Source organism: Streptomyces sp. NPDC048516, assembly GCF_043199875.1.
Taxonomy (GTDB): domain Bacteria; phylum Actinomycetota; class Actinomycetes; order Streptomycetales; family Streptomycetaceae; genus Streptomyces.
Genome location: NZ_JBICWS010000006.1, coordinates 23250 through 44119 on the forward strand (window position 1 = coordinate 23250; position 20870 = coordinate 44119).

Here is a 20870-nt window from a genome sequence, read left to right on the forward strand (position 1 = left end):
TGGCGCAGGCCCTACGGCAAGTGGTCCAGCCGCCGCAGAATGACGCCCTCGCGCAGCGCCCACGGGCAGATCTCCAGCGTCTCGACCCCGAAGAGGTCCATCGCCGCCTCGGCGACCAGCGCCCCGGCGAGCAGCTGCCGCGAGCGCCCCTCGGACACCCCGGGCAGCGTGACCCGTTCCTCCGCCGACATCCCGGCCAGCCGCGGCACCCACTCCTCCAGCTTCTTCCGGGTCAGCTCCCGCTGGACGTACAGGCCCTCCGCCGAGCGCGCGGCGCCCGCGATCCGGGCCAGCTGCCGGAAGGTCTTGGAGGTGCCGACGACCCGGTCGGGAGTGCCGTGGCGGCTGAACTCGCTCACCACCTTGGCGATCTCGGCGCGCACCCGGCGGCGCAGCGTCCGGACGTCTTCGGCCTCCGGCGGGTCGCCGGGCAGGTCGCCCGCGGTCAGCCGGCCGGCGCCCAGCGGCAGCGACACCGCCACGTCCGGGTCCTCGTCCAGGCCGTAGGCGACCTCCAGCGAGCCGCCGCCGATGTCCAGCACCAGCAGCCGGCCGGCCGACCAGCCCAGCCACCTGCGGGCGGCGAGAAAGGTGAGCCGCGCCTCGTCCTCGCCGGACAGCACCTGCAGCTCGACCTCGGTCTCCAGGGCGACCCGGCGCAGCACGTCCTCGCCGTTGGTGGCCTCGCGGACCGCCGAGGTGGCGAACGGCAGCACGCTCTCGACGCCCTTGTCCTCGGCCACCTGGAGCGCTTCGTGGACGGTGGCCACCAGCCGCTCCACCCCCGCATCGCTTATCGCGCCCGCCTCGTCGAGGAGTTCGGCAAGGCGCAGCTCCGCCTTGTGCGAATAGGCGGGCAGCGGGCGCGCGCCCGGGTGTGCGTCCACCACGAGCAGATGGACCGTATTCGAACCCACATCGAGGACACCGAGTCTCATACGGGGAAACCTACTGCGCGGACCCCTCACTCCTGTCGGCGCGGTCCGCACCGTGATGCGCCTTAGGCTGGAGTCGTGGCAAAGACGAAAAAGGCGAAGCACGAAAAAGCGCTCACCAAGGAAGAAAAGCGGCACTCTCAGGCGACTGAGGGGGCACGGTCCCCGAAGCAGGCCCCGGCCGACGAGGTCGGCCTCGACTTCGCCCGCGCCTGGGTCGCCTTCCCGGACCCGGCCGACGACGAACAAATCTTCCGCTGCGACCTGACCTGGCTGACCTCCCGCTGGACCTGCATCTTCGGCAGCGGCTGCCAGGGCATCGAGGCCGGCCGGGCGGACGACGGCTGCTGCACGCTCGGCGCGCACTTCTCGGACGAGGACGACGAGAAGCGGGTGGCCGAGCACGTGGCACGGCTCACGCCCGACGTGTGGCAGCACCACGACGTCGGCACCCAGACCGGCTGGGTCCAGGAGGACGAGGACGGCGACCGGCAGACCCGGCGCTGGGAGGGCTCCTGCATCTTCCAGAACCGCCCCGGCTTCCCGGCCGGCGCGGGCTGCTCCCTGCACATCCTCGCGCTGCGCGAGGGCCGCGAGCCCCTGGAGACCAAGCCGGACGTCTGCTGGCAGCTGCCGGTCCGGCGCACCTACGACTGGATCGACCGGCCGGACGACACCCGCGTCCTGCAGGTGACGATCGGCGAGTACGACCGGCGCGGCTGGGGCCCCGGCGGCCACGACCTGCACTGGTGGTGCACCTCCGCGACCTCGGCGCACGGTGCGGGCGACCCGGTGTACGTCTCGTACAAGCCGGAGCTGACCGAGCTGATGGGCAAGAAGGGCTACGCCAAGCTCGCCGCGCTGTGCGAGGAGCGGCTGGCGGCGACGCTGCCGATGGCGCCGCACCCGGCGGATCCGCGGCCCCCGAAGCCCTCCCAGAAGTCGGAGAAACACGAGGAGAAGCAGAAGAAGAAGCAGAAGTAGGCGCGCGTCGGGGCCGTCCGGGCCGACGCGGTCCCGGTGCGCCCGGGCCCGGTGCGCCGAGCCCCGGTGCGCTCAGCGGGCGGGGCGGGTCGTGTTCGACGGGGTCGAGGACGGGTCGGGGCCGGTCGGCCCGGTGGTCGGCGACGGAGGCGTGGGGGTGGGCGCCGGGGACGTCGGGGCCGGCGTGGGTGTCGGCGCCGGATGCGACGGGCGCGGCGTCGGCTTGGGCTTCGGCTTCGCCGGCGTCGGACGCTGCGGGCCGGGGACGGGACCGGTCACGCCATGGCCCTTCATCGTCACGGCGGTGCCCCCCGGCTCGATGGCGATCCTGGCGCGCCAGTGGCCCGCGGGCTCCCGGTCGTGGTCGATATCGACCGTGATCGTGGTGGTCTCGCCCGGCCGCAGCGAGCCCGCCGTATGACTCAGCTGCAGCCAGGCAGCGCCCACCGAAGCCCGCCAGCGCACCGGAGCCCGGCCCGCGGCCGTGAGCGTGATCACCGTGGTCCGGCCGCTGGGCTGCGCGGCGACCGTCAGCCGGCCGGGGCCCGACTCCGCGCGGCTGCCCGGCTCGCCCGGCCGCTGCGGGCTGCCGTCCGCGCCGGTCACCTCGACGGACACATCGGGCGTCCCGTCGCCCGCCCGGAAGCCGGGATCGGGCGTCGTCCGGGCGTTGCCGGCGTTCTCGTACGGGCGGCCGCTCAGCCGTTCCCCGGTGCCGGTCTCGCTGGCCGTCACCGAGGGCGAGGCGTCCGCCGCCTCATCGCTGACGGGGCTGCCGTGGTAGGCCGCCCACAGGGCCAGCACGGGCGCCGCGACCACCGTGGCGACCACGGTGGTGGTCAGCGCGCGGCCGCGGAGCCTGCGCCGGCGGGCCACCCGGTCGGTCGGGGGGCCGACGGGAAATCCGTTGCGGTCATAGCGAGGAGAACCGTTTGCCCCACCCGTCCGGCCGCCGCGTCCCGCACCGGCCACGCCCTCCGCGCGGCCCGACTTGGCGCGCCGGGCCGCCGCCAGCGCGCCGAGCACGGCCTCGCGGGGCGCGGCGACCAGTGGCAGCGCCCCCCGGGGCACCGGCGCGGTGCCCGGCCAGGTCCCCGGGGCGGTGGCCCGCTCGGCGGTCCGCCGGCACTCGGCGCAGTCGTCGACATGGCGCACCAGCTCCCGGCTCAGGGCCGCGCCCAGCAGCATCTGGGTGTCCCCGGCCAGCTGCGCCACCTCGCGGCAGCGGCCGGACTCGACGACGGTCAGTGCCGCCCGGGTCCGCTCCACCTCGCAGGAGGCGGTGGCCAGCAGCGCGCGGGTGGCGATCGGGTCGGCGCCGAGCACCGCGGCGACCTCGTCGGCGGACAGCTGATGGCGTACCGAGAGCTCCAGTGCCTCGCGCTGCCCGGGGGTGGTGCCGGCGGCCTCCGGCCAGGCCAGCGCGGCGAGTTCACGCTGCCGGCGGCCGGCTTCGGCGGCGGCCGGGCCCGGGGCTACGGCCGGGCCGGTGACTGCGGCTGTGGCGGTGGAGGCGGTCGCGGTGGAGGCGGTCGCGGTGGTGCCGGTGGCGGCTGTCGGGGCCGGTGCCTTGGCGGCCGGGCCGGTCCGTTCGGCGAGCCGGCGCAGACAGGCCCAGCGGGCCAGCGCATAGAGCCAGGAGCGGTACCGGCCCCGGTCGGCGGGCCGCCTGCCGTGGTGCCGCTCGGCGAGCGCAAGCATCTCGCCGAGCACTGCGGTCGCCGCGTCGTGTTCGCACAGCACCGACAGGCAGTAGGTGAACAGCCCGTCCAGATAAGGCTCGTAGCCGTCGGGACGCTTGTCCGGGGTGGGTGCGGCGTCCGGGCCGGGCCGCTCGGACGGCTCCGGCCGGCTCCGGCGCCGGCCGTCGCCGCGCGACCGGTGTGCGCCGGTGGAGTGCGTGGGGTGCTCGGGCCTGCTGCTCATCACCCCGGCGACGGTAGGCGGATGATGCAGCCGGTCTTGCTCGCGTTGGACACTTTTAACCCTTACGGGTGACCATCTCCCTCAAAAGAGGACACGAATGGCCCTTTACACCGCGGGTGCACTCCGTCTGCGCCACCCGGGCGGCGCAACCGCCGGTGAGGGAGCCGCCCCTGCCGCAACCGGCATCTCCCGTCCGAGGGCCCCGCTCCTGAAAGGCCCGGGCGAGGGCTCGGGCGGGCGTTGTCAGAGCCCGCCGCTACGGTGACCCCATGGCAACGCGTAAATCCTCGGGCAAGGAGCGCCCCTCCTACCGCTGTACGGAGTGCGGCTGGACCACGGCGAAATGGCTCGGCCGCTGCCCCGAATGCCAGGCGTGGGGCACGGTCGAGGAGTTCGGCGGCGCCCCCGCGGTGCGCACGACCGCACCCGGCCGGGTCACCACCGCGGCCCTGCCCATCGGCCAGATCGACGGCACGCAGGCCACCGCCCGCTCGACGGGCGTGCCCGAGCTGGACCGCGTCCTGGGCGGCGGGCTGGTCCCCGGCGCGGTCGTGCTGCTGGCCGGCGAGCCCGGCGTCGGCAAGTCCACCCTGCTGCTGGACGTCGCCGCCAAGGCCGCCTCCGACGCCCACCGCACCCTCTACGTCACCGGCGAGGAATCCGCGAGCCAGGTGCGGCTGCGCGCCGACCGCATCGGCGCCCTCGACGACCATCTGTACCTGGCCGCCGAAACCGACCTCTCCGCCGTCCTCGGCCACCTCGACACGGTCAAGCCCTCGCTGCTGATCCTCGACTCCGTGCAGACCGTCGCCTCCCCCGAGATCGAGGGCGCCCCCGGCGGTATGGCCCAGGTCCGCGAGGTGGCCGGCGCACTGATCCGGGCGTCCAAGGAACGCGGTATGTCCACCCTCCTGGTCGGCCATGTCACCAAGGACGGCGCCATCGCCGGGCCGCGCCTGCTGGAACATCTCGTCGATGTCGTCCTGCACTTCGAGGGCGACCGGCATGCCCGGCTGCGCCTGGTCCGCGGCGTCAAGAACCGCTACGGCACCACCGACGAGGTCGGCTGCTTCGAGCTCCACGACGAGGGCATCACCGGTCTCGCCGACCCCTCCGGCCTCTTCCTCACCCGCCGTACCGAACCCGTGCCCGGTACGTGCCTGACGGTGACCCTGGAGGGCCGCCGCCCCCTGGTCGCCGAGGTCCAGGCGCTCACCGTCGACTCCCAGATCCCCTCCCCCCGGCGCACCACCTCCGGGCTGGAGACCTCCCGGGTCTCGATGATGCTCGCCGTACTGGAACAGCGCGGCCGGATCAGCGCCCTGGGCAAGCGCGACATCTACAGCGCGACGGTCGGCGGGGTGAAGCTGACCGAGCCCGCCGCCGACCTCGCCGTCGCCCTCGCCCTCGCCAGCGCCGCCAGCGACACCCCGCTCCCCAAGAACCTCGTCGCCATCGGCGAGGTGGGCCTCGCGGGCGAGGTCAGACGGGTCACCGGCGTCCAGCGGCGGCTGTCCGAAGCGGCCCGCCTCGGCTTCACCCACGCCCTGGTCCCCTCCGACCCCGGCAAGATCCCCGACGGAATGCGGGTGCTGGAGGTCGCCGACGTCGGAGCGGCCCTCAGCGTCCTGCCCAAGCGAGTGCGCCGGGAGGCCCCACAGGAAGAGGGCGCACGCCGGTAGACTTTGCCCTGGTCTCGCCCGTCACCGCAGAATTGCCTGTCGGCCACGTACGCTCCGCTGGTACGTCAACACAGCTTGGGCCGGGCGGCCTGCGGACCGACAGACCTTGCGACGGAGGAGTGCAGTGGCAGCCAACGACCGGGCATCGACTTCCGGCAGGTCCGGTGGAAGCTCCGGCACCGAGAGCCTGATGCGCGCCACGCTGAGCGCCGTCGCGCCCGGTACCGCCCTGCGCGACGGCCTGGAGCGCATCCTCCGCGGCAATACGGGCGGGCTGATCGTGCTGGGCTTCGACAAGACCGTCGAATCCATGTGTACCGGCGGATTTGTCCTGGATGTCGAGTTCACCGCCACGCGGCTGCGCGAACTGTGCAAGCTCGACGGGGCGCTGGTCCTCGACAAGGACATCAGCAAAATCCTGCGGGCCGGCGTCCAGCTGGTCCCGGACGCCTCCATCCCCACGGAGGAGACCGGCACCCGCCACCGCACCGCCCAGCGCGTCTCGATCCAGGCCGGGTTCCCGGTCGTCTCCGTCAGCCAGTCGATGCGCCTGATCGCCCTCTACGTGGACGGCGAGCGCCGCGTCCTGGAGGAGTCGGCCGCGATCCTCTCCCGCGCCAATCAGGCACTGGCCACCCTGGAGCGCTACAAGCTGCGCCTGGACGAGGTCGCCGGCACCCTCTCCGCCCTGGAGATCGAGGACTTGGTGACGGTCCGCGATGTCACCGCGGTCGCCCAGCGCCTGGAGATGGTCCGCCGGATCGCCACGGAAATCGCCGAGTACGTCGTCGAGCTCGGCACGGACGGCCGGCTGCTCGCCCTCCAGCTGGAGGAACTGATCGCCGGCGTGGAGCCGGAGCGGGAGCTCGTCGTCCGCGACTATGTCCCCCAGCCGACCGCCAAGCGCTCCCGCACGGTCGTCGAAGCGCTCGCCGAGCTGGACGCGCTCAGCCACACCGAACTGCTCGAACTCCCCACCGTGGCCCGTGCACTGGGCTACAGCGGAGCCCCCGAGACGCTGGACTCCGCGGTCTTCCCGCGCGGCTTCCGCCTGCTGGCGAAGGTCCCCCGGCTGCCCGGCACGGTCATCGACCGCCTCGTCGACCACTTCGGCGGTCTGCAGAAGCTGCTCGCCGCCAGTGTTGACGACCTTCAGACGGTCGACGGCGTCGGCGAGGCCCGCGCCCGCTCGGTCCGCGAGGGCCTGTCACGACTGGCGGAGTCGTCGATCCTGGAGCGGTACGTCTAGGTCGTGTCCGCAAAGTCCCGCCCCGGGACCTGTCTCCACCGTCGTTCACCGACCAGGGGTCAGCCGGCCCGCCCCAGAGCCACCGCCTCCTTCGCCGGGTCCAGGCCGAGTGCGGGGCGGTCCGGGCGCTGCGGTGCCACCCCGCCGGTGGCCCGCAGCCAGGCCCAGGTGCCGGCGACGGTTTCCGCGACAGGACGGCAACGCAGCCCGGACGCCAGGGCCTTGGACACCTCGCGGCCGAAGACCGCGTCCCTCAGCTCACCGGGCGCCAGCCAGACCGGCAGCTCGGTCCAGGGCTCGATACCGGCGGCGAGGATGTCCTCCGGAGCGGTCCAGCGCAGCTCCGCGTCCGAGCCGGTGACCTTCACACAACTCTCCAGCAGCTCGCCCATGGTGGCGTGCCCGGGCTCGCTCACCAGGTTGTACGGCCCGCCGAGCCCGGCCTGCAGGGCCTCGGCCGTCCACTCGGCCAGGTCACGGACGTCGATGTACTGCAGCTCCATCCCCCGCGGCCCCGGCGCCAGGACCGGGCCGCCGCGGGCGATCCGCCCCAGCCACCACGGCAGCCGCCCCACGTTCTCGTACGGCCCGAGAATCAGCCCCGCACGCACCAGCAGCGCCCGGTCCCCGAACGCCTCGGCCGCGGCCAGCTCACCGCCCCGCTTGGCCTGTGCATAGTCCTCGGCACCGGTGGCATCGGCGAAGCCCGTCACCAGCGGCGCCCCCTCATCGAACCGGCCCGTGGGCGGGAAGGCGTACACCGAGCTGCTGGAGACATAGGCATACGCCCCCGCCCGCCCGGCCAGCAGCCGCGCGCTGTCCCGGACCACCGACGGCGCACCGCTCCAGGTATCGACGACGGCATCCCACTCGCCCTTTTCCAGGGCCGCGAGCCCTGCCGCGTCCGCACGGTCACCGTGCAGCGCCGTCGCGCCCTCCGGCGGCGCGTGATTCCCACGGTGGAACACCGTGACCTCCCAGCCACGTGCCAGCGCCACCTCGGTGACCGCCCGCCCCACGAACTCCGTCCCGCCCAGCATCAGTAGCTTCATGACGGTGACTCTCCCGGACGGCACGGCCAGCGACACCGAGTCTCGCTCCCGGCGAAACCGCTACGGGCGGAAGACGCGAAGGCACGAATCACGAAGGCACGAAGGCACGAAGGCACTTATGGGCGGAGCGGGGACACGTACGGGCGGAGCGAGAACACCTGCGGGCGGAGCGGGAGCGCGTACGGGCGGAGCGGGGACACGTACGGGCAGAATCACGGCGGTGCGCGGGCCGGCTCTTCCCGGCCTCAGCCCGGGGCCCAAGCCCTTGGCTTAAGACCCTGACCTCAGTCCTCGGCCAGCACGAACGACGTATGAACCGCTTCCAGCCCCGGCACCTTGGCCTCGATCAGGTACTTGCCGGCCGGCACCGTGGCCGGGCTCAACGTTTCGCACTGCGGACCACTGGCCCGGCGGTCCCACACGATGGTGCGCTTCACCGACCCCTTGGCCGGAACCTGCAGCAGCGCGGGCCGGGTGCCCGACGGGCAGTCGTTCGAGGCCCATACCCGGTCGTCGCCCGCGGTGTCGGTGATGGTGAGCACCGCGGCCTTCTGTCCGAGATCCACCTTGCAGGCGGCACCGGCCGCGTTCTTGACCGTCAGCTCGAACTTCGGCTTGGCGTCCGGCGCATAGGACTTCTTGACGCTGTGCAGCACCAACTCGGCCTTGCCGGATACACAGTTGGGAAGCGAGGAGCCGGCCTCGACGGCGTTCTTGCCGGAGCCCTGGCCGATCGGCCCGTCGGGCACGGAACCCGAACCGCCGAAGCCGGCACCGGAGTCACCGTTGGACGCGTCTCCGTCGCCGCCCGCGGAGCCCGAGCCGCCGCCGGAACCCGGGCCCGAGCCCCCGCCGCTGCCCGACTCATCGCGCCCGCCCGGCTTTTGGCCGTTCACCGGCCCGCTGTGGGAGGGTCCCGGGGTGATGGACGTCGCGGGCCCGCTGCCGTGGGGCCCCTTGCCCTCGTCGTCGCTTTTGCCGCCGATGCCGCCCCAGTTGAGGGCCCACACGACAAGCAAGGCGAGCAGTACGACGATGGCCAGCGCAACGGCCCTCCGTCGCCAGTAGATGGAGGACGGAAGCGGCCCGATCGGATTGCGCAGTGATCCCACGCGGAAACTCTACGAGAGATCGGCCGCCGCACAGGCCAGTACCCGCCGCTTCCCACTGCAACTTTTCGCATGATCGGCCCGGAGGTGACCCCCCGGTCGCGCCGGAGAGAGCTCCGGACCGGCCCGGAGGCGGCTCCCGATCACCTCACAGACGGCTCCCGGTCGGCCGCCGGGGCCGATCCGCCTCGCCGTCCGCCGTCCGCCGTCCGCCGTCCGCCGTCCGTCAGATGTGCCTTCAGATGCGCGTTCGGATGTGCGTTCGGACAGATGCGCATCCGGGCGGATACGCGTTCCGGCGGGCCGGCGGAGCGGAGCCGGCGCAGGCCGGCACCCCGGCCTCAGGGACCCGGCCGCCACTCCTCCTTGTGCCCGAAGCCCTGCCCGTTGTCGATCAGCCGCAGCCAGTCGGGGCGCAGCTCCCACAGGGTGGTGCGCTCCAGGGCGTCGCGCAGCCGCTCACTCCCGGCGACGAAGGGGAAGCGGGCCAGGTAGACCTGCCAGCCCGCGGCCCGCTCGGCGCCGGTCAGGGGGCGGCAGTCGCCCCACCCCTGAAGCCCCGTCAGCCCGCTCCACTCCTGGCCGTCCCGCTGCGCCGTGAAGGCAGCCCGGGCGCCGGGCGCCGCCAGCGCGCGCCCGTGCCGCGTGGTGGTCGCGGTGACGAAATACAGCGCGGGCCCGCCGCCCGCCCCGCCGGACGCCCCGCCGCCCTCCGGGTCCGTCGCGTAGAGCACCGCGCAGGCGCCCGGCCCGTCCTCGTCCGCGTACGCCAGCGTCATCGTCGTGTGCGCCGCGAGCGCCCGCCGGATCGTCTCCGGGCAGGGCGACCCGCCCGTACCGCCGCTGTCCTGTGCACCGCTCGTCTCCGCCATGACCGCATCCTCACCCGCCCCGGCCGGCCGGCGCGCGCCGGGCCCCCGCTCCGGTGGCCGCCGGACTCCGGTCGCCGCCGGACTCCAGTGGCCGCCGGACTGTCGTCATACCGCCGGTAACCGCCACCCGTGCGCCCCCGGCCGTCCTGCGTGCGGGTGGGCGCGCGGCGGGGCGGGCCCGGTGCGTTTCCCGGGCGACCCCGGACGTGCCAGGATCGGCGGTGCCATGACTTCGACGCCTGTCACCACCACTGCCACGACCGCCGCCACCGAGAACGCTTCCGCCGCCGACGCGGCCGCGGGAGCCGCCGACGGGACCGCGCTGCACGGCCCGGTCACCGACTGGTTCGACGAGCACGCCCGCGATCTGCCCTGGCGCCGCCCCGAGGCGGGCGCCTGGGGCGTGATGGTGAGCGAGTTCATGCTGCAGCAGACCCCGGTCAGCAGAGTGCTGCCGGTCTACGAGCAGTGGCTGGCCCGCTGGCCGCGCCCCGCCGACCTGGCCGCCGAGGCGCCGGGCGAGGCGGTCCGGGCCTGGGGCCGGCTCGGTTATCCGCGCCGTGCCCTGCGGCTGCACGCCGCCGCCTCCGCCATACAGGAGCGGCACGGCGGCGACGTACCGCGCGAGCACAGCCAGTTGCTGGCGCTGCCCGGCGTCGGCGAGTACACCGCCGCCGCGGTTGCCTCGTTCGCGTACGGGCAGCGGCACGCCGTGCTGGACACCAATGTGCGCCGGGTGTTCGCCCGCGCGGTGGCCGGCCGCCAGTTCCCGCCGAACGCCACCACCGCGGCGGAGCGCAAGCTCGCCCGCCAGCTGCTGCCCGAGGACGAGAACCTGGCGGCGCGCTGGGCGGCGGCCACGATGGAGCTGGGTGCGCTGCTGTGCACGGCGCGTGCTCCGGACTGCGGGCGCTGCCCGATCGCCGCGCAGTGCACCTGGCGGCTGGCCGGGTCCCCGGCGCACGACGGCCCGGCGCGTCGCACCCAGACGTACGCCGGTACCGACCGCCAGGTGCGCGGCAAGCTGCTCGCCGTCCTGCGCGAGGCGGTCACGCCGGTGCCGCAGCAGGCGCTGGACGCGGTGTGGGACGAGCCGGTGCAGCGGGCCCGGGCACTGGACGGCCTGGTCTCGGACGGTTTGGTGGAGCCGCTGGGCGGTGGCCGCTATCGGTTGCCGCTCACGTAGCGCGGCCGTCATCCGTACGGGAGAACCTGTAAGAGAAGAGAAGGGCGCGGTCACTTCGGCGGCCGCGCCCTTCCGCGTCCGGTGGCGCCGGCGCGTCCGGTGGTGCCGGCGCGTCCGGTGGCGCCGGCGCGTCCGGTGGTGCCGGCTGACCCCGTGTCATCTTTCGCGTCGGATGACCGGAAAGTGCCCCTGATGCGACCGGAAGGAGACCCTCCGCCTCCTCGATTTCCGCCGCGTCGTGGCCGATAGGCCTTCCGGCGGGGGTGCTTCTCCCCCCGGAGTATGACGTGCAGGGGGCCGCCGTCCGTCCGAGGTATGACCCCTGGCGGGCTGTTACACAACCGAGTGTTTTCCGTGCACTCGCTGTGGGGCCGACGCACATTACGCCGCAACACCCCCTCCGTAGCGTCTTCCTCGTGCTGGAGATGACCGCCAGCACGGTCAACGTGGGGAAACGCAAGCGGATCGGAGGCGTCGGAATGGCGACCAGCGGCGGCAAGGTACTGGACTTCGAAGAGTACGTTCGTACGCGGCAGGAGGCTCTGCTGCGGAGCGCCCGGCGCCTGGTGCCCGACCCGGTCGACGCACAGGACCTGCTGCAGACCGCGCTGGTGCGCACCTACGGCCGCTGGGACGGCATCGCGGACAAGTCGCTGGCCGACGCCTACCTCCGCCGCGTCATGATCAACACGCGGACCGAGTGGTGGCGGGCCCGCAAGCTGGAAGAGGTGCCCACCGAGCAGCTTCCGGACGCGAGCGTGGACGACGGCACCGAGCAGCGCGCCGACCGCGCCCTGCTGATGGACATCCTCGGGGTGCTGGCTCCCAAGCAGCGCAGCGTCGTCGTGCTGCGGCACTGGGAGCAGATGAGCACGGAGGAGACCGCGGCGGCGCTCGGCATGTCCACGGGAACGGTCAAGAGCACGCTGCACCGTGCGCTGGCCCGGCTGCGCCAGGAGCTGCAGATGCGTGACATCGACGCGCGGATGCTGGAGCGTGGCGAGCGGGGGCGGGAGCGGTGCGCGGCCTGAACGGCGGCACACGGCACACCGCGGGCCCCCGGGCAGGAGACCCGACATCACCCCACGCACAAGACGAAGCGCGCCTTTACCGATGAATACGGACACAGCGCCGGCCGCCTTACGGCTCACAGCCCGACGCGCGACAATCACCTCAGGAACAGCAGCGGCATCGGCAGCTGTGCGAGCAGCACGGTGAGCGGGAGCGGATTGACCAGGAACAGGTTGACCAGGGTCGGGTTGACCAAGGGCGGCGCGGCCACGGCGGGAGTGGCCGCCGTCGGCCTTTTGCTGGCCGGATGCAATCCGGGGGGCGAAGGCGTGCGCAGCGAGGGGTCGGCGGGCACCACCCCCGCGCCCAAGGGCGCCGTGCACACCACGCCCAGCGCTTCCCCGACCGCCCGCTACAAGAAGGTCGACGCCGTCAAGCTGCTCAAGGACGCCCCGAAGGTCGGCCCGGACGTGAAGAAGTCGCTGGCCAAGCCGTGCGCCGGGGACGAGTACCCGGTCGAGGTGACCTATGCGACGCTCACCGGCGGCACCTCCCCCGATGTCATCGTCAATGTCATGACCTGCGCGGATTCCGTCGGCATCGGCGCGTATGTTTTCCGCAAGCACAGCGGCGCGCCGGACGGGTATGACACCGTGTACGGCAATGAACAGCCGTCGGTCTACGCCGGGGTGAACAAGGGCGACCTGGAGGTCTCCAAGCAGACCTACGCCGCGGGCGACAAGGTGTGCTGCCCCTCCGGTGAGGACGTGATGACGTACCACTGGAAGGACGGAACCTTCCGCGAGCGCGGCCGTCCGTATCACACCGACTACAGCAAGACCACCGCCGACGCCGCCACGCCGGACGACGGCACGGGAACGGAGGGTTGAGACAACCGCATGGCCGAGACCCATGTGCTCTTCGTCGAGGACGACGACGTGATCCGCGAGGCCACCCAGCTCGCCCTGGAACGGGACGGGTTCGTGGTCACCGCGATGCCCGACGGGCTGGCGGGCCTGGAGGCGTTCCGCGCCGACCGCCCCGATATCGCCCTGCTCGATGTGATGGTGCCGGGACTCGACGGCGTCAGCCTGTGCCGGCGGATCCGCGATGAGTCGACGGTCCCCGTGATCATGCTGTCGGCGCGCGCCGACTCGATCGACGTGGTGCTCGGCCTGGAGGCCGGTGCGGACGACTACGTCACCAAGCCGTTCGACGGTGCGGTGCTGGTCGCCCGGATCCGCGCCGTCCTGCGCCGCTTCGGCCACGCGAGCGGCCCGGACCGGGCCGGCGCCGCGGCGACGGATCCGGCCGACGCCGCCGAGACGGTGCTGCGCTTCGGTGATCTGGAGGTCGACACCGAGGGCATGGAGGTGCGCAAGGGCGGCGAGAACGTCGCTCTCACGCCGACCGAGATGCGCCTGCTGCTGGAGTTCTCCAACGCACCGGGTACGGTCCTCTCGCGCGACCGGCTGCTGGAGCGGGTCTGGGACTACGGCTGGGGTGGTGACACCCGGGTGGTGGACGTCCATGTCCAGCGGCTGCGCGGCAAGATCGGTCAGGACCGGATCGAGACGGTCCGCGGCTTCGGCTACAAACTGAGAGGCTGACACCGCCGGTGGTCAGGCTTGCCCTGCGCACGGGGCTGAGATGGAAGCTCAGCGCCGCGATCGCGCTCGTGGGAGCGCTGGTCGCGATCGCGCTGAGCCTTGTCGTACACAATGCCGCCCGCCACTCCATGCTCGACAACAGCCGGGATGTGCAGATCGAGCGGCTCAACTTCACGCAGAAGATCTTCCTCTCCACCAACCGGCTGCAGTTCGGCGCGAAGATCGACGACCCGGAGCTGCCGGAGGCACTGCGCGACGAGGTCGCCAAGAACAAGCGCGCCACCTACCTCCAGGACACCGGGCAGACCGCCCCCGATGTGTGGGCGGCCTCACCGCTCAGCAACAACCGGGTGCTGTCCATGCACGACCGTTTCCCCGACCGGTTCGCCGTCCTCGACGACCTCGACCAGGCCCTGGTCATCGGGTCGACCGCGGTGGTGGTCGGCGGCTGTGCGCTGGGAGTGCTGGTCGGCGGGCGGCTCTCCAAGCGGCTGCGCAAGGCGGCCGCGGCGGCCGGAAAGCTCGCGGAGGGCGACACCGCGGTCCGGATCCGCGACGAGGTCGGCAGCGGACGGGTACGCGACGAGACCGACGACCTGGCCTTCGCCGTGGACGCCATGTCGGACGCCCTCCAGGAGCGCATCGAGGCCGAGCGACGGGTCACCGCCGATATCGCCCACGAGCTGCGCACCCCGGTCACCGGCCTGCTGACCGCCGCCGAACTGCTGCCGCCCGGCCGCCCCTCGGAACTCGTCCGCGACCGGGCGCAGGCCCTGCGCACCCTCGTCGAGGACGTCCTGGAAGTGGCCCGGCTCGACGGCCATGCGGAGCGCGCCGAGCTGCAGGACGTCGTGCTCGGCGAGTTCGTCTCCCGGCGGGTGCGCGCCCTCGACCCGGGGATCACCGTCGAGGTCGTACGGGAAGCCGAGGTCACCACCGACCCGCGCCGGCTGGAGCGGATCCTCGGCAATCTGATCGCCAACGCCGCCCGCCACGGCAAGCCGCCGGTCGAGGTCACCGTCGAGGGGCGGGTCCTGCGGGTCCGCGATCACGGCACGGGCTTCCCCGAGGCGCTGCTGCGCGAGGGCCCCAGCCGCTTCCGCACCGGCAGCAGCGACCGGGCCGGCCGCGGCCACGGCCTGGGCCTGACCATCGCGGCCGGCCAGGCCCGCGTCCTGGGCGCCCGTCTCACCTTCCGCAACGCCGATGACCTCACCGACGGCTCGACGGGCGCCGTCTCCCTCCTCTGGCTACCGGAGAACGCGCCGACGAGTACGGGGAGCTTCCCGGTGCTACATCTTCCGGAGCGGTAGTCGGTTGTCGGCTCTCCCGCCGTTGCGCCTGGCGGCGGGCCGGTCCTCTGCGCTCTGCCTCCGCCCCGGGTATCGGCTCTCCCGCCGTTGCGCCTGACGGCGAGCCCGTCCGCTGCGCTCTGCCTCCGCCCCGGGTATCGGCTCTCCCCGCCCGTTGCGCCTGACGGCGGGCCGGTCCGGTGCGCGGGGCTGTCGGGGTGCGGTGACGGACCTGCGCGGGTGGGTGTCCGGACTGCTTCGCTTGACGTCCGGACACCCACCCGCTCCGGCCCGTCCCCTCCCGTTGAGGGGTGGGAAAAGGCCGGTGGGGGCGGACCTGGGTGGTCCGCCCCCACTCACATTCACTCACTCACGGGGGAGGGACGGGCCGGAGGAGCCGGTGCGGGGAATCAGACGGCCTCGGCGACCGGCACCCGGTCCGCCGGTGCCGCCGTGGACTCGGCCGGCTTGGCCGGCCCACCGCGGAGGGGAACCTCCTTGAGGAACCACGCCGCCGCGAAGCCGACGATGCTGATCGCCGCGCCCCAGAGGAAAACGTGATGCGTGCCGGAGGCCACCGCATGCGCGTAGGCGTCCTTGATCATCGGGGGGAGCTTGGCGAGCCCCTTCGGGTCCATCTGGGCGCCGCCGCTGGTCATCTTCTCGCCGGCCTTGCCGATCCGCTCGACCATCGTCGTCTGCACCTGGTGGGTGAAGATCGCACCGAAGATCGCGACGCCGAAGGAGCCGCCGATCGTGCGGAAGAGGGTGGCCGAGGACGAGCCGACGCCCATGTCCTTCATCTCGACGCTGTTCTGCGCGATCAGCATCGTGGTCTGCATCAGGAAGCCCATACCGGCGCCCAGCACGACCATGTAGAGGCTGGAGGTGAAGCGGGTCGTTGCGACGTCCATCAGGGACAGCAGCACCAGGCCCACGGTGAGCAGCGCGCTGCCGCCGACCACGAAGATCTTGTACTTGCCGGTCTGCGTGGTGACCCGGCCCGCGATCAGCGAGACGACCAGCAGCCCGCCCATCAGCGGCAGCAGCAGGAGACCGGAGTTGGTGGCCGAGGCGCCCTGCACGGTCTGCTGGAACAGCGGCAGGAAGGTCATCGACCCGAACATCACGAAGCCGACCAGGAAGCCGATCAGCGTGATCAGCGAGAAGTTGCCGTTGCGGAAGATGTGCAGCGGCAGCACCGGCTCCTTGACCTTGCGCTCCACCACCAGGAAGAGGGCGAGCGCGACCACGCCGAGGATCCCGAGGCCGATGATCTGGCCGGACAGCCAGTCGTACTCGGTGCCGCCCCAGGTGGTGATCAGCACCAGCGAGGTGATGCCGAGGGTGAGCAGCGCGGCGCCGACGTAGTCGATCCGGGTCTGCGACCGCTTCTTCGGCAGATGCAGCACCGCGGTCACCATGACCAGCGCGATCGCACCGAGCGGCAGGTTGATGTAGAAGCTCCAGCGCCAGCCGAGGTGGTCGGTGATGCTGCCGCCGACCAGTGGTCCGCCAACCATGGCGACGGCCATGACACCGGCCATCATGCCCTGGTACTTGCCGCGCTCCCGCGGCGGAATCAGATCGCCGATGATCGCCATGACGCCGACCATCAGACCGCCCGCGCCCAGGCCCTGCACGGCGCGGAAGCCGATCAGCTGCCCCATGTCCTGCGCCATGCCGGACAGCGCGGAGCCGATCAGGAAGAGCACGATGGACGACAGGAAGACGCCCTTGCGTCCGTACATGTCGCCGAGCTTGCCCCAGATCGGCGTTGAGGCCGCGGTGGCGAGCGTGTAGGCGGTGACGACCCAGGCCAGGTGGTCCATCCCGCCCAGTTCACCGACGATGGTCGGCATCGCGGTGCCGACGATCATGTTGTCCAGCATCGCGAGCAGCATCGCGATCATCAGTGCGAAGAGCACCATCCGTACGCCGGCGGGCTGCTTGCCCGAGCCGGTCTCCTGCAGCGCGTCCGGTCTCCCCGACCGGTCCGCCATCCGTCCGTCCCCCGTCGGGGTCGCACGCTGCGACTTCCCCATCACTCACTCCTACTTACTTGCCGCCCGGCTAGTTCAGTACAGTGAGAGAAGGTAGGCGGGCAACTAGCCGGGCGTCAAGTAAGTTTCCCTGGCACCCCACGGGGCAGCCCTCTGACCAGTACCGACGACGCAGGAGAGCAGCATGAGCACACAGGCGCGCAGGGGAAACACCCGCCAGCGCATCCAGAACGTCGCTCTGGAGCTGTTCTCCGAACAGGGCTACGACAAGACGTCACTGCGCGAGATCGCCGAAAAGCTGGAAGTCACGAAGGCAGCGCTCTACTACCACTTCAAGACCAAGGAAGACATCGTCATCAGCCTGTTCCAGGACCTGGGCCGGCCCATCGACGAGCTGATCGCCTGGGCCGAGGAGCAGCCGCGCACCCTGGAGACCAAGCAGGAGCTGATCCGCCGCTACAGCGAGTCGCTGCGCTCGGGCGAGCCCCTGTACCGCTTCATGCAGGAGAACCAGGCGGCGGTGCGCGATCTGAGCATCGGAGAGACGTTCAAATCGCGCATGCTGACCCTCTTCGGCCTCCTCAAGGAGCCCGAATCGGAGCTGACGGATCAGGTGCGCTGCATCACGGCGCTGTTCTCCATGCATGCGGGCATGTTCGCGATGCAGCACGTGGAGGGCGACCCCGAGGAGAAGCGCAAGGCCATCCTCGAGGTCGCCACAGAACTGGTCACGGCGGCAAACCCGCCGAACCGCCGGCCAGCCCGGCCGGACTCAGCTCAGACGGCGTCGCCGTGAGCCCGCAGGAATCCGGTCGGCTCGACGCCCGTCCCGTAGTTGGGGCCGGTGCGGACCTCGAAGTGCAGGTGGGGACCGGTGGAGTTACCCGTGCTGCCGGACAGGCCGATCTGCTGGCCGGCGCCGACCCGCTGGCCGACCCGGACCTGTATCTGTGACAGGTGCGCGTACTGGGTGTACGTGCCGTTCTCGTGCTGGATCACGATGGCGTTGCCGTACGCCGGGCCGTCGCCGCCACCCCAGGGGCCGGCCTTGACGACGGTGCCCTTGTGGACGGCCTTGACCGCGGTGCCGGTCGGCACGACGAAGTCCTGACCACTGTGCTTGTGCGACCAGTGGCTGCCGGCGATGCCGAAGGGCTCGCCCAGGGTGTACTTGTCGACCGGCTTGACCCAGGCGTCGGCCGACTTGGCCGCGTCCTGCTTGGCCTTGACGGCGGCGGCCTTCGCGGCGGCCGCGGACTTCGCCTGCGCGTCGGCCTGCGCGGTCACGGCCGAACCGACACCCGAGGTGAGGTTCTGCAGACCCGCGTCGGCGGCGGTCGCAATACCGGCACCCAGCGCGGCGGTAACACCGACACCGGCGGCGACAACGGCGACGCGATTGCGCAGAGCGGACTTCTTCGCGTTGCGGAGAGCAGCAAACTTGGACATGCGGGTTTCCTCCAGTGAATTGATTGGTTACCCGGCTGCGGACCGGGATCGCCATTCCTTGGTAACCCGCCTTTGCCGCCCCGCCAAGGGGCCTTTCTACTAACCCGGCCCGTACCAGGAGCCGAGTGAGCGAGGCCCTTGCAAGCCCTCCCGAACTCTGCACGAAAGCCCCAAATACGGACATCTTGCCGTGCTCCCCAGGTCCGCCACACGCCACTTGAACAGGGGTTTTCGCCATATGTCGCACGGGCGACGCACGCCTCGCCCCACCCATCCCCCGCGCCCCGCCCTTCTCGGCGCCTTCACCCCTGCCACTCCGCCGCCCGTTTCCCCTAATTCTTTTAGTAGGCCTCAATTCGGCTGTGTGCCATGTCACCGATAACCAAGATCCATCCCCTTTTCACGCCCCTGCCGAACCCCCAATTCACCCCCTGGAACCTTTGTGAACCACCCCGCCCGACCCTTTGCGGCACCGGTCACCCGGAATATGTGACCCGGATTACCCGTCCTTTGTGACCTGGGTTACCCGGCCTTTGTGACCTGAGTTACGCGGCATTGGTGACCTGAGTTACCCACACCCGTTAAATGCCCGAATTGGAGGGAAATGGGGATCCGGTTTCCGTGACCGCCGCCACCCCACTCCCCCTTCGTGCGAACCTGGCAGATCCCCGCCCGCCGCCCCTCCGGCCGCTCTAGCCCGGCCCGGCGGCAGCACCGGCCACCGGGGAGGACGGACCCACGATGGACCCGTCAGCGGTGGGCATCCGACCCGCCTCCGGCGTGGTCGCCCCGCTCGTCAAGAAGCTCTTCGTCAAGGAGGGGCCGGGCGCCGGCCTGGTGAACGGGCCGGTACGGATATCCGGGCCGCCCGCCGTACCCGCCGCAGCGGAGCAGGGCGGCGCGACGGCCATTTTCCGCCATCTCCTTCTGCGCAGCGTCGTGCTCCGCGGTTCGGCTTCGGAGCGGCAGGCCCGGCCTCGCAGGCCCGAAGCCCGCCGCGAGCCCGTGAGCGCGCCCCGAGCGACGCCGCCTCCTCGCTTGACCTGAGTAGACCTGTCTGTCTAACGTTCACGTCTAGACAGACAGGTCTATTCATACTTCGGACGGGAATAGTCATGACGAATCTCTCGGTCGTCCCGGCGTCCAAACCGGCGCGCACCTCGGATGCGGCACCCGCCGACGCTGGATCCGCTTCCGGATCCGCTTCCGACTCCGCTGCCGTATCCGCGCGGGGCCGGCGGCTGCCGCCGAACGTGGCGCTGTACGTACTCGCCTCGATCACCATCTCGTTCCTGGCGTCCTCCAGCGCGCCGACCCCGCTCTACGTGGTCTACCAGGCCGAATGGGGCTTCGACTCGATCACCACCACCGTGGTCTTCGGCGTCTACGCGGTGGCCGTGCTACTCGGGCTGCTCACCATGGGCAAGCTCTCCGACCACGTCGGCAGGCGGCCGGTGCTGCTGGCCGCGCTGGCGGCGCAAGCCACCTCGATGGTCGTGTTCGCCACCGCCGACGGCGTGTCGGGGCTGATGGTCGCCCGGATCGTCCAGGGACTGTCGACCGGCGCCGCGCTCGGCGCGATCGGGGCGGGGATGATGGACATCGACCGGCCGCGCGGCACGATCACCAACGCGGTCGTCCCGGGCATCGGCACGGCGACCGGTGCGCTGGCCTCCGGCCTCGTCGTCCAGTTCCTGCCCGCCCCCACGCATCTGGTCTACCTCGGGCTGCTGGCGGTCTTCGTCCTCCAGGCCGTCGCCGTCGCACTGATGGCGGAGACGGTGATCCGCAAGCCGGGGGCGCTGGCCAGCCTGGCGCCGGAGATCAAGCTGCCGCGCGCCGTCCGCCGCCCGATGCTGGCGGCCGCGCCGGTGCTGTTCGCCGTCTGGGCGCTGGCCGGGCTGTATGGGGCGCTCGGTCCGTCCCTCGCACGGCAGTTGACCGGTTCCAGGTCCGAAGTCCTCGGCGGACTGAGCCTGTTCGTGCTCGCCGGGGTGGCCGCCGTCTCGGTGCTGGTCCTGCGGAAGGCGGCGACCCGGACGGTGATGCTCACCGGCATCCTCGCGCTGATCGCCGGGGTGGCCCTCACCCTCGTCTCGATCCGCGACTCCTCCCCCACCGGCTTCTTCGTCGGCATCGCCATCGCGGGCGTCGGCTTCGGCAGCGGGTTCCAGGGCGGCATCCGCACGGTGATGCCGCTGGCCCGGCCGCACGAGAGTTCCGGGGTGTTGTCGCTGCTCTTCGTCGTCTCCTACCTGGGCATGGGGGTGCCCGCCGTGATCGCCGGGTTCCTCGTCGTCCACGCGGGCGGACTGACCGCCACCGCGCAGGAGTACGGCGTCGCCGTGATCGTCCTCGCGGCGTTCGCGCTGCTCGGACTGCTGCGCGGCGGCCGGGACGGGGCGGCGGTCCTGCCGGGCGAGCGGGTCGGCGGCAATGCCTGCGGGGTGGCCTCCGGCCGGGACTCGGTTGGGACTCGGCCGGAGGGGCGCGGCCGGGGCATAATGTAG

At 72.0% G+C, this 20870-nt stretch carries 18 protein-coding genes; 11 read left to right on the top strand and 7 right to left on the bottom strand.

Annotated features, from left to right (window positions below; translation table 11 throughout):
- Positions 1-11: 11 nt before the first annotated feature.
- A complete protein-coding gene (locus ACGFR7_RS13885; RefSeq protein WP_393317680.1) occupies positions 12-938 on the bottom strand; it encodes a Ppx/GppA family phosphatase in 927 nt (308 codons plus the stop codon).
- A gap of 75 nt (positions 939-1013) precedes the next feature.
- Here ACGFR7_RS13885 and ACGFR7_RS13890 point away from each other — a divergent pair, with 75 nt between their 5' ends.
- The gene (locus ACGFR7_RS13890; protein WP_393317683.1) at positions 1014-1919 is read left to right on the top strand and encodes a hypothetical protein; all 906 of its coding nucleotides are present in this window, start codon (positions 1014-1016) and stop codon (positions 1917-1919) included.
- A 72-nt stretch (positions 1920-1991) separates the two neighbouring features.
- Here ACGFR7_RS13890 and ACGFR7_RS13895 read toward each other — a convergent pair whose 3' ends face one another.
- On the bottom strand, positions 1992-3845 hold the full coding sequence (locus ACGFR7_RS13895) for a sigma-70 family RNA polymerase sigma factor (protein ID WP_393317686.1): 1854 nt from the start codon (positions 3843-3845) through the stop codon (positions 1992-1994).
- 269 nt (positions 3846-4114) lie between these two features.
- Between ACGFR7_RS13895 and radA the strand changes: the two genes are divergently transcribed.
- Positions 4115-5527, top strand: coding sequence for a DNA repair protein RadA (gene radA, locus ACGFR7_RS13900; protein ID WP_393317688.1), 1413 nt, complete (start codon positions 4115-4117; stop codon positions 5525-5527).
- A gap of 124 nt (positions 5528-5651) precedes the next feature.
- Entirely contained in the window at positions 5652-6776 is a 1125-nt protein-coding gene (gene disA / locus ACGFR7_RS13905; RefSeq protein WP_393317691.1) for a DNA integrity scanning diadenylate cyclase DisA, read from the top strand.
- A gap of 59 nt (positions 6777-6835) precedes the next feature.
- On the opposite strand, the gene ACGFR7_RS13910 is transcribed toward disA, so the two are convergent.
- The 3 genes from ACGFR7_RS13910 to ACGFR7_RS13920 form a co-directional block, all read right to left on the bottom strand.
- Positions 6836-7828, bottom strand: a complete 993-nt coding sequence (locus ACGFR7_RS13910) for an NAD-dependent epimerase/dehydratase family protein (protein ID WP_393317694.1) — start codon at positions 7826-7828, stop codon at positions 6836-6838.
- Between the two features lie 284 nt (positions 7829-8112).
- Positions 8113-8940, bottom strand: coding sequence for a hypothetical protein (locus tag ACGFR7_RS13915; protein WP_393317697.1), 828 nt, complete (start codon positions 8938-8940; stop codon positions 8113-8115).
- A gap of 338 nt (positions 8941-9278) precedes the next feature.
- Positions 9279-9809 carry a pyridoxamine 5'-phosphate oxidase gene (locus ACGFR7_RS13920; RefSeq protein ID WP_393317699.1) on the bottom strand — a complete coding sequence of 177 codons (531 nt, stop codon included), beginning with the start codon at positions 9807-9809 and terminating at the stop codon, positions 9279-9281.
- 226 nt (positions 9810-10035) lie between these two features.
- Here ACGFR7_RS13920 and ACGFR7_RS13925 point away from each other — a divergent pair, with 226 nt between their 5' ends.
- From ACGFR7_RS13925 to cseC, 5 genes are all read left to right on the top strand, one after another.
- Positions 10036-10995, top strand: coding sequence for an A/G-specific adenine glycosylase (locus ACGFR7_RS13925; protein ID WP_393317702.1), 960 nt, complete (start codon positions 10036-10038; stop codon positions 10993-10995).
- A 425-nt stretch (positions 10996-11420) separates the two neighbouring features.
- On the top strand, positions 11421-12026 hold the full coding sequence (locus tag ACGFR7_RS13930; protein ID WP_371127190.1) for a SigE family RNA polymerase sigma factor: 606 nt from the start codon (positions 11421-11423) through the stop codon (positions 12024-12026).
- 228 nt (positions 12027-12254) lie between these two features.
- The gene (locus ACGFR7_RS13935; protein WP_393317705.1) at positions 12255-12896 is read left to right on the top strand and encodes a hypothetical protein; all 642 of its coding nucleotides are present in this window, start codon (positions 12255-12257) and stop codon (positions 12894-12896) included.
- Positions 12897-12905: 9 nt separating this feature from the next.
- Positions 12906-13616 carry a two-component system response regulator CseB gene (gene cseB / locus ACGFR7_RS13940; protein WP_393317708.1) on the top strand — a complete coding sequence of 237 codons (711 nt, stop codon included), beginning with the start codon at positions 12906-12908 and terminating at the stop codon, positions 13614-13616.
- A gap of 8 nt (positions 13617-13624) precedes the next feature.
- Positions 13625-14929: a two-component system sensor histidine kinase CseC gene (gene cseC, locus ACGFR7_RS13945; protein ID WP_393317711.1), complete on the top strand. Its 1305-nt coding sequence runs from the start codon at positions 13625-13627 to the stop codon at positions 14927-14929.
- Between the two features lie 389 nt (positions 14930-15318).
- Here cseC and ACGFR7_RS13950 read toward each other — a convergent pair whose 3' ends face one another.
- Positions 15319-16953 carry an MDR family MFS transporter gene (locus ACGFR7_RS13950; protein WP_393317714.1) on the bottom strand — a complete coding sequence of 545 codons (1635 nt, stop codon included), beginning with the start codon at positions 16951-16953 and terminating at the stop codon, positions 15319-15321.
- A 142-nt stretch (positions 16954-17095) separates the two neighbouring features.
- Here ACGFR7_RS13950 and ACGFR7_RS13955 point away from each other — a divergent pair, with 142 nt between their 5' ends.
- On the top strand, positions 17096-17707 hold the full coding sequence (locus ACGFR7_RS13955; protein ID WP_393317717.1) for a TetR/AcrR family transcriptional regulator: 612 nt from the start codon (positions 17096-17098) through the stop codon (positions 17705-17707).
- On the opposite strand, the gene ACGFR7_RS13960 is transcribed toward ACGFR7_RS13955, so the two are convergent.
- Positions 17689-18360, bottom strand: coding sequence for a M23 family metallopeptidase (locus tag ACGFR7_RS13960; protein WP_393317720.1), 672 nt, complete (start codon positions 18358-18360; stop codon positions 17689-17691). The genes ACGFR7_RS13955 and ACGFR7_RS13960 overlap by 19 nt on opposite strands.
- A 741-nt stretch (positions 18361-19101) precedes the next feature.
- Between ACGFR7_RS13960 and ACGFR7_RS13965 the strand changes: the two genes are divergently transcribed.
- Both ACGFR7_RS13965 and ACGFR7_RS13970 read left to right on the top strand, forming a co-directional pair.
- Complete coding sequence (locus tag ACGFR7_RS13965) at positions 19102-19407, top strand: hypothetical protein (protein WP_393318613.1); 306 nt, start codon at positions 19102-19104, stop codon at positions 19405-19407.
- A 68-nt stretch (positions 19408-19475) separates the two neighbouring features.
- Positions 19476-20870, top strand: a complete 1395-nt coding sequence (locus ACGFR7_RS13970; protein WP_393317723.1) for an MFS transporter — start codon at positions 19476-19478, stop codon at positions 20868-20870.

Bases quoted from the DNA above. Each gene is read 5' to 3' on its own strand.
- ACGFR7_RS13885 (WP_393317680.1), bottom strand. From the start codon at position 938: ATGAGACTCGGTGTCCTCGATGTGGGTTCGAATACGGTCCATCTGCTC.
- ACGFR7_RS13895 (WP_393317686.1), bottom strand. From the start codon at position 3,845: ATGAGCAGCAGGCCCGAGCACCCCACGCACTCCACCGGCGCACACCGG.
- radA (WP_393317688.1), top strand. From the start codon at position 4,115: ATGGCAACGCGTAAATCCTCGGGCAAGGAGCGCCCCTCCTACCGCTGT.
- ACGFR7_RS13910 (WP_393317694.1), bottom strand. From the start codon at position 7,828: ATGAAGCTACTGATGCTGGGCGGGACGGAGTTCGTGGGGCGGGCGGTC.
- ACGFR7_RS13920 (WP_393317699.1), bottom strand. From the start codon at position 9,809: ATGGCGGAGACGAGCGGTGCACAGGACAGCGGCGGTACGGGCGGGTCG.
- ACGFR7_RS13925 (WP_393317702.1), top strand. From the start codon at position 10,036: ATGACTTCGACGCCTGTCACCACCACTGCCACGACCGCCGCCACCGAG.
- ACGFR7_RS13930 (WP_371127190.1), top strand. From the start codon at position 11,421: ATGACCGCCAGCACGGTCAACGTGGGGAAACGCAAGCGGATCGGAGGC.
- cseB (WP_393317708.1), top strand. From the start codon at position 12,906: ATGGCCGAGACCCATGTGCTCTTCGTCGAGGACGACGACGTGATCCGC.
- ACGFR7_RS13950 (WP_393317714.1), bottom strand. From the start codon at position 16,953: ATGGGGAAGTCGCAGCGTGCGACCCCGACGGGGGACGGACGGATGGCG.
- ACGFR7_RS13955 (WP_393317717.1), top strand. From the start codon at position 17,096: ATGAGCACACAGGCGCGCAGGGGAAACACCCGCCAGCGCATCCAGAAC.
- ACGFR7_RS13960 (WP_393317720.1), bottom strand. From the start codon at position 18,360: ATGTCCAAGTTTGCTGCTCTCCGCAACGCGAAGAAGTCCGCTCTGCGC.
- ACGFR7_RS13965 (WP_393318613.1), top strand. From the start codon at position 19,102: ATGGACCCGTCAGCGGTGGGCATCCGACCCGCCTCCGGCGTGGTCGCC.
- ACGFR7_RS13970 (WP_393317723.1), top strand. From the start codon at position 19,476: ATGACGAATCTCTCGGTCGTCCCGGCGTCCAAACCGGCGCGCACCTCG.